Raw genomic sequence first — 13,176 nt, forward strand, 5'->3', positions numbered from 1 at the left:
GTATAAAAACACAGTAACAAGGCAAGGCTATGACATTCTTTTATCCAACACCCAACCCAACCAAACTTGAACTTCCTCTGTACTCTGACAAAGTACCGGCGGGTTTTCCCAGTCCAGCAGCAGACTACGTTAGCGCTCGCATAGACCTTAACGAGTACTGCATTAGTCATCCTAACGCGACTTATTTTATTTACGCTACCGGTGACTCAATGCTTGAGGCCGGTATAACTGAGGGATCTATGCTCGTCGTGGATAGGAGTATCGCCCCTGCGCATGGTGATATTGTGATCGCGAGTATCGCAGGAGAATTCACAGTGAAGCGTTTGTGCTTACACCCTTGCGCTCAGCTTGAACCAATGAACCCCAAATATGAGCCGATTGTTCTGCAGGATGCCGGCGATGACCTTGAAGTTGTAGGCGTCGTTGTGTCATCAATAACGAGGCTTAAATAATGTACGCCCTGGCCGATGTGAACAGCTTCTATGCGAGTTGTGAAACGCTGTGGCGTCCTGATTTACGTGGGCGTCCAGTCGTGGTTCTGTCTAATAACGATGGATGCGTGGTAGCCAGGAGCAAAGAGGCGAAGGCGTTGGGCCTGAAGATGGGAGAGCCTTATTTCAAAATTAAGCGCGAATTTGAGAGCGTCGGGGGCATAGCGTTCAGCAGCAATTATGAACTCTATGCTGACATGTCACAGCGAGTGATGGCCGTTTTAGAAGAGATGGCGCCACGTGTTGAGATTTACTCGATCGATGAGAGTTTCATGGATCTGACTGGCGTGCGTAACTGTATCGACCTTGAAACCTACGGCCGCCAGGTGAGGGCTAAAGTGTTACGTAATACCGGGCTAACTGTCGGGGTTGGCATTGCCCAAACCAAGACACTGGCGAAGTTGGCGAACTTTGCGGCTAAGAAGTGGGACAAGACTGGCGGGGTTGTTGATCTGTCCAACGAAGGGCGCCAGCGCAAACTAATGGACTTACTGCCAGTGAATGAGGTCTGGGGGATCGGCCGGCGGATATCGAAAAAGCTTAATATGATGGGTATCGAAACCGCGCTGCAGTTGGCCGACGCCAGCACTACGATGATCCGAAAACACTTTAGCGTTGTGATTGAGCGGACTGTGCGTGAACTACGTGGCCAGCCTTGCCTTGAACTCGAAGAATTTGCACCGACGAAGCAGCAGATCATTTGCAGCCGAAGCTTTGGTGATCGCATCACAGAATATAACCAGATGCATCAGGCGATCTGCATGTACGCGACGCGCGCGGCGGAGAAGCTCCGTGAAGAGCGGCAATATTGCCGGCATGTCAGTGCCTGGCTTAAAACCAGTCCGTTCGCCATCAATGAGGAATACTACGGCAATACGGCCAGTATAAAATTGAGTACGCCGACGCAGGATACCCGGGACATAATTGCCGCGGCTATGCGCTGCCTTGATGCGATTTGGCAACCCGGTCATCGGTATCAGAAAGGCGGGGTAATGCTGCAAGACTTCTTCAGCCAGGGTGTTGCCCAGCTTGGGCTGTTCGATGAATATCAGCCGCGGCATAACAGTGAGCAGTTGATGGGCGTACTTGACCGTATCAACAACTCGGGTAGGGCAAAGCTATGGTTCGCAGGACAAGGAGCAGACCAGGCGTGGTCAATGAAGCGTGAGCTGCTTTCACCGGCATATACCACCCGACTCAGTGATCTTCCCCGTGCGCGAGTGTATTAAACCAGCGGGCTTGAGATTGGTTTTATCAGTTCGGCATTATCGTTACGGATGTTGCCGACTGATTTACCTACTGGATACCATGAAAAATCATCGGGAGGCGTGGCCGCTTCCTTTGCCAGTTCTTCAGCGCGCTCTGAGCTCGTGCTCGGGTCCATCCATTCGCGCGCTGCCGCCGGCGGTAAAACAACGGGACGCCGATCATGAATATCGAGTAGGCCAGATTCACTAGAGCTGGTCACAATGACAAAACCGTCATCATCAGGAGGATCATTTTCATCGGGGTGAAGGCGGCTTATTGCAGCGAAAAATATCGGCGATTTCGATTCATGATAGATGAAGTAAGGCTGCTTTACTTTGGCGTCGTGCTTGTCTTTCTTCCACTCATACCAACCATCTGCCATCACCAGCGCCCGGCCGTGATCCCATAATGGTTTAAACATTCTGCTGGTGGCTGCGGTTTCAACTCTGGCATTGATAACCGGCTGGCGTTTCATTTCCCGCCACCAATCCGGGCCGTAACCCCACTCAATAGGATCGAGGTGCAATTTATCGTCACGTTGATTAAGTAAAAGCACGCGGGTTCCTGGCGCTACGTTAAAGCGAGCGATCGGAACGTTATCCAGCGCGCTGGCAAATTCAAGATCGGAGGCGAGTACGTCTAGATAGTCGGCGCGGGTCTGTACTTGGGCAAATCGGCCACACATAACCAAACCTTTTTGATGCTGATTTAGGTAAGTATAGGAGATTAAAACGGAGTGTTTGGGGGAGGTTTTACCATGGTTTTACCATCAGTTTACCATGGTGGAATTCTGGCAATAAAAAAACCAACCGCAAATGGTTGGTTTCTCTAAGGATTTCTGGTCGGCATGAGAGGATTCGAACCTCCGACCCCCGACACCCCATGACGGTGCGCTACCAAGCTGCGCTACATGCCGACGCTGTGGGAAATAATACTACCCTTTCCCAATCTCAAAGCAAGAGCGAATTCGCCTGACTGCTTGTATTTTAAGCGATTAGTTGGCGATAAAGCGCTTCACGTCGGTCAATACCTGCAGCAACAGAGCGAGCTGTGGTTTTTCGTCTTTGATCTCTTTGTCGTTTTTATCGTACGCATGGTAATTGCCGCTGCTGTCCAACACCAGGGTTTGCGTTGGTGTGGTGATCACCAACAGGCTGTTATCACCGGTAGCCACCCAGTTGTTTCTGCGTTGGGCCGTAAACAGGTCTTCACCCTGCGAGTAGTCTTTCGGGGACGTTTTCACGTGCAGCAAACGCTGCATTAGCGTACGCATTACGTCATTGTGACCGGTCAGTTTATTGATGGTCTGCGCTGGCGTACCCGGCCAGTGGATAATCAACGGCACCTGTAGCTGCTGTTGGCTGAAACTGCGGCCTGCGCCCCAGTAACCTTTACCGGTGTCGTTAAATTCAACGCCGTGCTCTGCGGTGATCACCACCACGGTTTTATCCAGTACGCCACGCTCTTTGAGCGTGTTGAGCACCTGGGCAATCTGCGCATCCACATCCTGTGCGCCGGCCCGGTAGCGCTGAATAAAGTCAGCCGGGGCAGGGGTTTTCTCATTGGCTGCCGGTTCTGCACCGCGGAAGTTGATGTAAGAGAACCACGGAGCGTTGCTGTTTTGATCGGCCAACCAGCGTTGCCACTGCTGCGTGGTCACCGCATCATTTTGCTGGACAGGTGCCGGCAGCGTGAAATCGGTCAACAGCGCCTGGCGATACAGGCTGGCGTTAAAGCCGTCGGATGAGAACAAACCAAATTGATAACCCTGGGCGCTTAGCGCACTGATCAGAGCGGAAGGTTTGCGCGCGGCAAGAATGCTGTCCAGATAGGTCGGCGAAATGCCGTAGAACAGGCCAAACAGGCCGGTATCTGCATGATTGCCAGAGCTGTAGTGATCGCTAAAGCGAATGTTTTCCTGGGCGAAGCGGCTGAGGGCAGGCATATCCTGCTTCATATCCTGTTGACGTACGCCGTCTACCACGATCATCAGCAGGTTATAACCGCTGCCTTTGTCGTCGTAGCTGAGGTCGTTAAGAGGATATTCCACCGCAACGGCTTCCGGATTCCCTTGCTGCACCAGCCGACGTTCATATTCTTGCGAATCGAGCAGGCCGTGTTTCTCAAGGAATTTACGCGCGGTCATTGGATACGACAGCGGCAGGTTCGCCCGCTGCATGGTGATCGGGCGATAGAAATTGGCATCGGCCCAGATATAAATCAGGTGCGAGGCAAAGAAGGCGCTGATAAACAGCACCGCCAGAGGCTTGCCGAAACGTTGGCGGTTCAGGCTGCGCAGCTTTTGCCAGCTCCAGGTGCCAAACAGCATCTCCACCAGGAAGATCACCGGCACACAGATAAACATCAGCTGCCAGTCGCGCGCCAGCTCACTTTGATCCGGGTTGACCACCAGTTCCCACACCACCGGATTAAGGTGAAGGTGGAAATGCGTAAAGACCTCGCTGTCGACCAGCAACAGCGTCAGGCCGGTGGTGGCCAGCGCGGCGGAGATAAATCGCAACAACCGCTGCGACATCACCACAAAGGTGAGCGGGAAAATAACCAGCAGGTAGCCGGCGAAAACGATAAAGCTGAAATGCCCCAGTAAGCTGACCAGGGCATAAACCCGGCCCAACAGGGAAGAGGGCCAGTCAGTGACAAACAGGTAGCGGCTACCCAGCCCGAGGGCGAGCAGGATATTGAATAAGGCGAACCAGTGCCCCCAGCTGATCATCTGGGAGACTTTTTCACGATAACGCTGACGGTTTGTCACCATAAGTATTTATTAATGCGCTTTATCTTCACGAATAGAAGCTTGCAGAGCCTCTGCAAACGATCTGGCCAACGTCTTCCGCTGAACCGGAGCAACGCTGGTATTGATCAAATTAGTCACCATGTTGCCCAGCACCATCAAAGACAGATCGGTGGGAGTATGGTGTTTTTCCAGAACATTAACCAGCTCGGAGAGCAGTTGTTCGACGTGTTCGTCACTGTAACGGGATGATTGTGGCATAAAAATTGCGCTCAAAGCCTGACAAAGTCCCATATCTTACCGTATAGGACAGTGATTTTCTGCTCTTTTATCGATTCCCTTTGTCTTTCAAACCCTAGCGTGGCGAGAGGAGCCTGCGGGCCATATCAATGATTCTGCGCGATTGCCGGTGTATAGCCTGTAATACGTCGGTGAATCGAGGTATTTAGCGCCTGTATGGATGGTGGAAATATATTGATCGTCGACGGGTTGAACACTGCTTTAAAGTTGCAGCGCGGGGGCCTTCAGTGTTTGAATACGCGCTAAAAGAACAGGAGGATTTACCATGAGTCTGGATATCGACCAGATTGCTCTGCACCAGTTGATCAAACGTGACGAACAAACGCTGGACGTGGTGCTGCGCGATACTCTGCTGCCCACCAATGCGGCGGTAGAAGAGATGATGGAAGAGCTGCATCGTGTCTACAGCGCCAAGAGCAAGGCTTACGGCCTGTTCAACGAGGGCAGTGAACTGGCGGACGCGTTGCGCACCTGCCGTAAGGAAGACAAAGACTTTCTGGCTTTCAGCCGTGCAGCGACCGGCCGTCTGCGCGATGAGCTGGCCAAATATCCGTTTGCCGAAGGTGGCGTGGTGCTGTTTGGCCAGTACCGCTATTTGGCGGCGGAGTATTTATTGATTGCGGTCCTCAACAGCCGCAACAGTTCGCGCGTTAACGAAGAACTGGATATCAACACCACCCATTATCTGGACATCAACCACGCCGACATCGTCGCGCGTATCGATCTGACCGAGTGGGAAACCAATCCAGAATCGACCCGTTACCTGACCTTCCTGCGTGGACGTGTGGGCCGTAAGGTTTCCGATTTCTTTATGGACTTCCTGGCGGCGGCGGAAGGGCTGGACACCAAGGCGCAGAACCGCGGCTTACTGCAGGCGGTTGACGATTATTGTGCCGATGCGCAGCTGGACAAAAATGAACGCCAGTCGGTGCGCCAGCAGGTTTACAGCTATTGCAACGAGCAGCTGCAGGCCGGTGAAGAGATCGAGCTGCAGGAGCTGTCGAAAGAGATTGCGCCGGTGGGCGAGAAAGATTTTCTGCAGTTTTCCAGCGAGCAGGGCTATCAGTTGGAAGACAGCTTCCCGGCCGATCGCGGTACGCTGCGTCAGTTAACCAAGTTTGCCGGCAGCGGCGGCGGCATCAGCATGAATTTTGACGCCATGCTGCTGGGGGAACGTGTATTCTGGGATGCGGCGACCGACACGTTAACCATTAAAGGCACGCCGCCGAACCTGCGCGATCAGTTACAACGTCGTTTGGGCGGCGGCAACAAATAATTTCGCCGGATCGCAGACAATAAAAAACGCCGCAATTGCGGCGTTTTCTACTTCGGCGTCCCGAAAAGCTCGAATACGTTGCGATTACGCGCGAACGAAGTCGATGTGGGTCAGCTTCGGCTTGAACGGGTGACGCTGTACAGCCTGAACTTTAACTTTGGTTTCTTTACCGTCGATAACCAGAGTTACAGCTTCGCTGTAGAATTCTGCTTTAGCTTCCATGTTCTTAACAGAATCATGGTCCAGCTCGATGGAAACTGGAGCTTCTTCGCCACCGTAAACGATAGCTGGGAATTTATTTGCTGCACGCAGGCGGCGGCTCGCACCCTTACCCTGGTCTTTACGTACTTCTACATTGATAGTGAACATTGTTTTTTCTCTTAAAAGAAAATTTACCCTGCTACAGGCGACCCAGTAGCAAGTTCGATAACCTGCTTTAGCACCGGGCGAACCCAGGCAAAGCGGGCGGCATTTTAACGGAAAGCCGCCCACAGGGCAATGGAAACCTGCCTGATTTGCAAGGGGCAAAGATCAGTACAGCTCATTGGCGCGGCGGAAGCGTCCTTGATAATCGAACACTTTTTCTCGTACCTGCCAGAATTGCCCGCGTTTGCGCGCCACAACAAAATCCGGATGACGCAGCAGCGCTTGCTGGGCCAGCACGTCGGCGGCATTTTGCCAAGCGAACGGCACCCCAGGCGCACGCTGATGTGGGCGCAGGAACAGCATGTCGAAGGCTTTGCGCTGAGCCGGCGTTTGCAAACGAAAACGTTCGCTGGTGCTGGTGCCATCTTCGTCGTAATAGGTCGCCTTTAGCCACTCGCCTTTTTCATCGCGGCCGCTTTGCAACTCCATGCCGCCACAGCGTAATACCAGAGCGTCTTTCAGCTTCAGCGCCGCCTTCAGCATATCGTCGGGATCGACCAGCACCTCCTGACACTGATGGCAGCGGCGGGCGGCAATGTCGTTCTCCGCACCGCAGTGCGGGCAGCTTTTGAAACGAAAACGGTAATCGCACTGCTCGCGATGGCCTTCATCGTCCTCCAGCCAACCCTGACAACGGCGACCGTAATGTTCGATGATATCGCCATTCTCGGTGCACTTGCCCCAGAACAGGTTGGCGAAGCCGCAGCCGGGACAAAATACCTGCACCGGTTGGCTATCGCTGTGCGGCTTGCTGACCCCCACCTCCGGCGTGAACAGGTCATGCGGGTTCCCGGCGTAGTCGAGGATCAGACAATCCTCTTTGCCGGGGGCCAGCCGCAGCCCGCGGCCGACGATTTGTTGATATAGGCTAACGGACTCTGTTGGGCGCAGGATGGCGATCAGATCAACATGCGGTGCATCAAAACCGGTGGTCAGTACCGCCACATTCACCAGATAGCGCAATTGCTGCTGTTTGAACGCTTCAATCAGGGCATCACGCTCGGCGGCAGGGGTTTCTGCGCTGACCAACGCGGCCTCGCCTGACGGCAACAGACCGTGAACTTCACGGGCGTGCTCAACGGTGGAGGCGAAAATCATCACCCCCTTACGCGTTTCGGCGTATTCCACGATTTGGCTGATGATATGCGGAGTGATGCGATTTTGCTGCTTCAGTTCGCGGTTCAGGTCCACCTCGCTGAACAGGCCGTTGCTTCTGGCCTCCAGACGGCTGAAGTCATACTGCACAATCGGCATGTCCAGCCGTTCCGGCGGCACCAAATAGCCGTTCTTGATCATGTAACGCAGCGGCAGCTCATAAATGCAGTCGCGGAACAGGCTGCTGGCATCGCCGCGGGTAAAGCCGTGATAGTGATACTGATAAATCCAGCCTTTTCCCAGCCGGTACGGGGTGGCGGTCAGTCCCAGCAGCCGCAGCTGTGGGTTGGTTTTCTGCAGATGCTGAATAATCTGTTGGTACTGGCTTTCGTCGTCGTCACTGATGCGGTGGCATTCGTCGATGATCAGCAGGGAAAATGCGCCGTCGAACAGCGACAGATTGCGCGCCACCGATTGAACGCTGCCAAATACCACCTTACCGGCGCTGTCTTTTTGCTGCAGACCGGCGGCAAAGATATCCGCCTCCAGTCCGTAAGCGCGATATTTGGCGTGGTTTTGCGCCACCAGTTCTTTCACGTGGGCCAACACCAGGACCCTGCCGCGCGCGCGCTTCGCCAGCTCGGCGATCACCAGGCTTTTACCGGCGCCGGTCGGCAGCACAATCAGCGCCGGCTGCGGGTGCTGGCGGAAATGTTTAATGGTGGCTTCGACCGCTTCCAGTTGGTAGGGGCGCAGAGTAAAGGCCATAAATTAACGCCGTGGATTGAGAAGGGCCATCGGGAACAGGTTTTGTAACATCTGAACCCACAAAAACAGTGACATTCTACTCCCCTGATGGCTAAAAAATTTCTATTATTATGCCTTCTGAGCGCGCGCGGTGCGAGAAGCGTGGAAATTACCTCTGTCAGGGGGCCGTTTCCGCCGCTATACTCGTGTGACAGTAATCGCTGTTCCCCCCTCTTCGAACCTGCCCTGTTGCACCTGGTGCAACGGTGGGTGTCATATTTTAGCAATACGATCAATGCGATCATAACAACGACAGGCAAAGCAGATTCAATGCGACTGGACAAGTTTTTATCTCAGCAGTTAGGTGTTAGCCGTGCGCTGGTAGCGCGTGAACTTCGGGCCAAACGCGTCACCGTCGACGGTGAAGTGGTTAAGAGCGGAGCCCTGAAACTGACTCCGGAGCAGGTGGTGGCGTTTGACGGCAACCCGCTGCAGCAGCTCACGGGCCCGCGCTACTTTATGCTCAATAAACCGCAGGGTTACGTGTGTTCTACGGACGATCCCGATCATCCGACGGTGCTGTATTTCCTCGATGAGCCGGTTGCCTATAAGCTGCACGCCGCCGGTCGTCTGGACATCGATACCACCGGCTTGGTGCTGATGACCGACGACGGTCAATGGTCGCATCGCATCACCTCACCGAAACACCACTGTGAGAAAACCTATCTGGTGACGCTGGAGCATCCGCTGGCGGAAGACACCGCGCAGCGCTTTGCCGAAGGCGTGCAATTACATAACGAAAAAGATCTGACCCGTCCTGCGCAACTGGAAAAGATAGAAGACAACCTGGTGCGTTTGACCATCAGCGAAGGGCGTTATCACCAGGTGAAACGCATGTTTGCGGCGGTCGGCAACCGGGTTATTGAACTGCACCGCGAACGTATCGGTGCCATCGTGATGGATGAGGATCTGGCCGAGGGCGAATACCGTCCGCTGACCGAAGAAGAGATTGCCAGCGTGGGCGCACCGCACCTGCAGGATTAATTCATTACTCTACTACGGCTGATGAAGGAGTCGTTGAACGTGCAACAGAACCGGTCATCTCACCTCGGTTTGATTTTTATTCTGGGCCTGCTTTCCATGCTGATGCCATTGGCTATCGACATGTATTTGCCCAGTATGCCGGTGATTGCCAAACAGTTCGGCGTCGAGGCGGGCAGCGTGCAGATGACGCTCAGCGCCTATATGCTCGGCTTTGCTTTGGGGCAGCTGTTCTACGGGCCAATGTCAGACAGTATCGGCCGCAAGCCGGTGATCCTGTGGGGAACGCTGATCTTCGCGATTGCCGGCGGCGCCTGTGCGATGGCGCAGTCGATCGACCAGTTGATCAACCTGCGTTTCCTGCACGGGCTGTCTGCGGCGGCGGCGAGCGTGGTGATTAACGCCCTGATGCGCGATATGTTCACCAAGGACGAATTCTCACGCATGATGTCGTTTGTCATCCTGGTGATGACCATCGCCCCTTTGCTGGCGCCGATGATCGGCGGTGCGCTGCTGCTGTGGTTCAGTTGGCATGCGATTTTCTGGACCATGGGCGCGGCGGCGCTGATCGGGTCGTTGCTGGTGGCGTTCTTTATCAAGGAGACGCTGCCGAAGGAGCGACGGCAGAAATTTCATCTGCGAACCACGCTGGGCAACTTCGCTTCATTGTTCCGACACAAGCGGGTGCTGAGTTACATGCTGGCCAGCGCCTTCTCGTTTGCCGGCATGTTCTCGTTCCTCAGCGCCGGGCCGTTTGTGTATATCGAGCTTAATCACGTATCGCCGCAGCATTTTGGTTACTATTTTGCGCTGAACATTGTGTTTTTGTTCCTGACGACGCTGGTCAACAGCCGCAATGTGCGGCGGCTGGGGGCGATCAAAATGTTCCGTTTGGGCCTGTTTGTTCAATTGGCGATGGGGTTGTGGTTACTGGCGGTTAGCGCAATCGGCCTGGGCTTCTGGGCGTTGGTGCTGGGCGTGGCGGTGTATCTGGGCTGTATCGCCATGATTTCGTCAAACGCCATGGCAGTGATCCTCGACGATTTCCCGCATATGGCGGGCACCGCTTCCTCTCTGGCCGGTACGCTACGTTTCAGTATTGGTGCGCTGGTGGGCGCGATACTGGCGATGGCGCCCGGCAAGAGCGCCTGGCCGATGGTCTCGTCGATGGCGTTGTGCAGTATCGTTGCGGTACTGTTCTATTTATACGCCAGCCGGCCGCGCCATAAAGCCTCACCGAACACGCCGTAGTTCTCCTCCCTGACTCAGGCTCAACGTTACGTTTGGGCCTGAGTGGGTTGCACCTTCCGTTATGCCTCCCTGAACTTCAATGACGTCAGTCGGTTTATTGCTAAGCCTCCACGCGCCAATCAACAGGTTGCCGTTCATGCTGTGTGCTTTTTGTTAAATAAATTGCTCTGCCTGTGGCAAGCGGCGGCGGGTATTTACACTCCGGGTTTTGAAGGGAAATCGGCGGGTGTTTAGGTTAGGGTCATTGATAATCAAGGCATTAACTTAAGGTTGAACTCGGCGTCAAGAAGTTAAATGTTTCCACAATGTAAAATTATAAAGAGCGAAAAGTAACCGCATTGAGAGAAAAAAGAGTTGAGATTGCGGCGGGAAAGGGTTACATATAACGCAAAAATGCGAGCTGAGTCGCAAAATGCTGTGAAACGACAACGCAGAGTGTCTGAAAACGGCCGGACATCAGTAAGCGCAGGGGTAAGTTAACTGTTTGTGACATTATTTACATTTAAATAACATTCATGGGCGGCAGAGTCGGGACGCAGCGGCTATAACTTAGTTACCCTGTCAGGTTAAAAGCGTTTCATTTTTCAAACTAGGGATTTCATGTGGAAAGTATCCAACTTTCGGTAGTGCATCGCTTGCCGCAAAGTTATCGTTGGCTATCAGGCTCTACCGGCGTCAAGGTCGAACCGATTCCGATCAGCGGAATAGACGAAGATAACAACCTGATTGGCCTGAAACTGCTCAGCCATGAAGGGGCTGACGCCTGGCAGGTCATGCAGCAGCTTAATCTGTCTTTGCAGGAGATTCAGGTCGACTGCGCCATCGTGGAGTGGGAAGGGGAGCCTTGCCTGTTTGTGCAACGCTGTGACGAAAGTACCACCCTGTGCCGGCTCAAAAACGTCGGTGCCGCTATCGCCGAACCCATGAGTGCGCAATACCCTTTCTGACTCCCGCCGCTAGTCCGCCAACTGCAACAGCTGCTGCGTATAAGCGGCGGCGGGCGAGTTAAAGATCGTCTGACAATCGCCTTGCTCAACCACCTCTCCCTGTCGCAATACAATGACCTGATGACACAGCGAACGCACTACCTGTAAATCGTGGCTGATAAACAGATAGGCCAGCCGGTGGCGTTGTTGCAGTGATTTCAGCAACGTCAGGATTTGCGCCTGCACCGATTTGTCCAGCGACGAGGTTGGCTCATCCAGGATCAGCAACTGCGGTTGTAAAATCAGCGCACGTGCGATGGCGATACGTTGGCGTTGGCCGCCGGAAAACTCGGTTGGGTAACGGTGGCGCAAAGCAGGATCCAATCCCACTTCTTGCAACACCTCAATCACCCGCTGTTCTCGCTGCTCGGCACTCAGTTTCTGGTGTACTTCCAGACCTTCGGCAATAATTTGCAGCACGTTCAGCCGAGGGTTCAGCGCCGAGAAAGGATCCTGGAACACAATCTGCATCTGACTGCGGTACGGCAGCATTTGCTTCATGCTGAACTGGTGCAGTGGCTGGCCGTTAAACCACATGGCGCCTTTGGCACTCAGCAGACGTAATAGCGCCAGCCCGGTGGTGCTTTTCCCCGAACCAGATTCTCCTACCAGCCCAACGCTTTCCCCGGCCTTCAGCTCAAAACTCAAATCCTTCAGTGCATAATGATGACCGACCGTGCGGCGCAGCAAACCGCGCTTGATTGGGAAGCTGACCTGCAGGTTTTCCACCTTCAGCAGCGGAGCGGCATCCGCCGGCAATGGCAGCGGATCGCCCACGTTCTCCGCCGCCAGCAATTGCTGGGTGTAAGGATGCAGCGGCTGGCTAAACAGGCGGACACGGTCGTTCTGCTCAACGCATTGGCCCTGGCGCATCACCGCCACGTTGTCCGCCAGGCGACGCACAATATTCAGGTTGTGGGTGATAAACAACAGCCCCATGCCCATTTCCTGCTTCAGCTCCTTCAGCAGCAGCAGAATTTGCGCCTGGATAGTCACATCAAGCGCGGTGGTGGGTTCATCCGCGATCAGCAATTTGGGCTGGGTCAGCACCGCCATGGCGATCATCACCCGCTGCCGCTCGCCGCCGGAAAGCTGATGCGGATAGTCTTTCAACCGTCCTTTGGCATTGCGGATACCGACGCGATCCAGGCATTGGATGATCTCGCCGCGTGCGACGTCGCGCCGCATGCCGCGATGCAGCGCCAGTACTTCGGCCAGCTGTTTTTCAATGGTGTGCAGCGGATTGAGCGACACCATCGGCTCCTGGAATATCATCGAAATCTGGTTGCCGCGCACCTTGCGTAGCTCGCCCTCTGGCGCATGCAGCAGCGAATTGCCGTTGAACTGGATATCGCCGGCGGTATAGACCACCGGAGGCGAGGGCAGCAGGCGCAATACCGACAGCGCAGTGACGCTTTTGCCTGAACCGGACTCACCCACCAACGCCAGCGTCTCTGCCTTTTCGATCTGCAGCGAAAGGCCGTTGACCACCGGGTTCAATACCTCTCCCTGACGAAAAGCCACGCCGAGATCCTGAATTGAAAGCAGAGGAGTGCTAGCCAT

General features: G+C 54.4%; 12 protein-coding genes and 1 tRNA gene. 6 read left to right on the forward strand and 7 right to left on the reverse strand.

Features of this window, described 5'->3' with window-relative positions; all coding sequences use genetic code 11:
* The first annotated feature begins 29 nt into the window (after positions 1-29).
* Positions 30-452: a translesion error-prone DNA polymerase V autoproteolytic subunit gene (gene umuD, locus AC1RKG_RS08215; RefSeq protein WP_493182687.1), complete on the forward strand. Its 423-nt coding sequence runs from the start codon at positions 30-32 to the stop codon at positions 450-452.
* Positions 452-1,720 (forward strand): translesion error-prone DNA polymerase V subunit UmuC, encoded by a 1,269-nt coding sequence (gene umuC, locus AC1RKG_RS08220; protein WP_493182689.1) that lies wholly within the window; start codon positions 452-454, stop codon positions 1,718-1,720. The genes umuD and umuC overlap by 1 nt, the downstream gene beginning before the upstream one ends.
* Here umuC and AC1RKG_RS08225 read toward each other — a convergent pair.
* The 4 genes from AC1RKG_RS08225 to AC1RKG_RS08240 form a co-directional block, all read right to left on the reverse strand.
* Positions 1,717-2,424: an SOS response-associated peptidase family protein gene (locus AC1RKG_RS08225; protein WP_493182691.1), complete on the reverse strand. Its 708-nt coding sequence runs from the start codon at positions 2,422-2,424 to the stop codon at positions 1,717-1,719. The two genes, umuC and AC1RKG_RS08225, sit on opposite strands and share 4 nt — an antisense overlap.
* Positions 2,425-2,578: 154 nt before the next feature.
* Positions 2,579-2,655: transfer RNA gene (locus AC1RKG_RS08230), tRNA-Pro, on the reverse strand.
* 78 nt (positions 2,656-2,733) lie between these two features.
* On the reverse strand, positions 2,734-4,515 hold the full coding sequence (gene yejM / locus AC1RKG_RS08235; protein ID WP_128864592.1) for an LPS biosynthesis-modulating metalloenzyme YejM: 1,782 nt from the start codon (positions 4,513-4,515) through the stop codon (positions 2,734-2,736).
* Positions 4,516-4,524: 9 nt separating this feature from the next.
* Positions 4,525-4,752 carry a YejL family protein gene (locus tag AC1RKG_RS08240; protein WP_020827787.1) on the reverse strand — a complete coding sequence of 76 codons (228 nt, stop codon included), beginning with the start codon at positions 4,750-4,752 and terminating at the stop codon, positions 4,525-4,527.
* A gap of 304 nt (positions 4,753-5,056) precedes the next feature.
* On the opposite strand from AC1RKG_RS08240, the gene yejK reads away from it, so the two are divergent.
* Positions 5,057-6,067 carry a nucleoid-associated protein YejK gene (gene yejK, locus AC1RKG_RS08245; RefSeq protein WP_020827786.1) on the forward strand — a complete coding sequence of 337 codons (1,011 nt, stop codon included), beginning with the start codon at positions 5,057-5,059 and terminating at the stop codon, positions 6,065-6,067.
* Positions 6,068-6,151: 84 nt separating this feature from the next.
* Here the strand turns inward: yejK and rplY are convergent, their stop codons facing one another.
* Both rplY and radD read right to left on the reverse strand, forming a co-directional pair.
* Positions 6,152-6,436 carry a 50S ribosomal protein L25 gene (rplY, locus tag AC1RKG_RS08250; protein WP_020827785.1) on the reverse strand — a complete coding sequence of 95 codons (285 nt, stop codon included), beginning with the start codon at positions 6,434-6,436 and terminating at the stop codon, positions 6,152-6,154.
* A 162-nt stretch (positions 6,437-6,598) separates the two neighbouring features.
* Positions 6,599-8,356: a DNA repair helicase RadD gene (radD, locus tag AC1RKG_RS08255; protein ID WP_048759244.1), complete on the reverse strand. Its 1,758-nt coding sequence runs from the start codon at positions 8,354-8,356 to the stop codon at positions 6,599-6,601.
* A 309-nt stretch (positions 8,357-8,665) separates the two neighbouring features.
* Here radD and rsuA point away from each other — a divergent pair, with 309 nt between their 5' ends.
* The 3 genes from rsuA to AC1RKG_RS08270 all read left to right on the forward strand — a co-directional run bounded on the left by rsuA (position 8,666) and on the right by AC1RKG_RS08270 (position 11,574).
* Positions 8,666-9,379 (forward strand): 16S rRNA pseudouridine(516) synthase RsuA, encoded by a 714-nt coding sequence (gene rsuA / locus AC1RKG_RS08260; protein WP_020827783.1) that lies wholly within the window; start codon positions 8,666-8,668, stop codon positions 9,377-9,379.
* Between the two features lie 39 nt (positions 9,380-9,418).
* Positions 9,419-10,627: a Bcr/CflA family multidrug efflux MFS transporter gene (locus AC1RKG_RS08265; RefSeq protein ID WP_041415525.1), complete on the forward strand. Its 1,209-nt coding sequence runs from the start codon at positions 9,419-9,421 to the stop codon at positions 10,625-10,627.
* 602 nt (positions 10,628-11,229) lie between these two features.
* Positions 11,230-11,574 (forward strand): YejG family protein, encoded by a 345-nt coding sequence (locus AC1RKG_RS08270; RefSeq protein WP_048759243.1) that lies wholly within the window; start codon positions 11,230-11,232, stop codon positions 11,572-11,574.
* A gap of 9 nt (positions 11,575-11,583) precedes the next feature.
* On the opposite strand, the gene yejF is transcribed toward AC1RKG_RS08270, so the two are convergent.
* Positions 11,584-13,176, reverse strand: a complete 1,593-nt coding sequence (gene yejF / locus AC1RKG_RS08275) for a microcin C ABC transporter ATP-binding protein YejF (protein ID WP_187961688.1) — start codon at positions 13,174-13,176, stop codon at positions 11,584-11,586.

It is taken from the genome of Serratia sp. GW822-FHT06D09 (genome assembly GCF_058799515.1).

Coding starts and splice junctions, on each gene's coding strand:
- yejK (WP_020827786.1), top strand. CDS start 5,057: ATGAGTCTGGATATCGACCAGATTGCTCTGCACCAGTTGATCAAACGT.
- rplY (WP_020827785.1), bottom strand. CDS start 6,436: ATGTTCACTATCAATGTAGAAGTACGTAAAGACCAGGGTAAGGGTGCG.
- AC1RKG_RS08225 (WP_493182691.1), bottom strand. CDS start 2,424: ATGTGTGGCCGATTTGCCCAAGTACAGACCCGCGCCGACTATCTAGAC.
- AC1RKG_RS08240 (WP_020827787.1), bottom strand. CDS start 4,752: ATGCCACAATCATCCCGTTACAGTGACGAACACGTCGAACAACTGCTC.
- radD (WP_048759244.1), bottom strand. CDS start 8,356: ATGGCCTTTACTCTGCGCCCCTACCAACTGGAAGCGGTCGAAGCCACC.
- umuC (WP_493182689.1), top strand. CDS start 452: ATGTACGCCCTGGCCGATGTGAACAGCTTCTATGCGAGTTGTGAAACG.
- rsuA (WP_020827783.1), top strand. CDS start 8,666: ATGCGACTGGACAAGTTTTTATCTCAGCAGTTAGGTGTTAGCCGTGCG.
- yejF (WP_187961688.1), bottom strand. CDS start 13,176: ATGGCTAGCACTCCTCTGCTTTCAATTCAGGATCTCGGCGTGGCTTTT.
- yejM (WP_128864592.1), bottom strand. CDS start 4,515: ATGGTGACAAACCGTCAGCGTTATCGTGAAAAAGTCTCCCAGATGATC.
- umuD (WP_493182687.1), top strand. CDS start 30: ATGACATTCTTTTATCCAACACCCAACCCAACCAAACTTGAACTTCCT.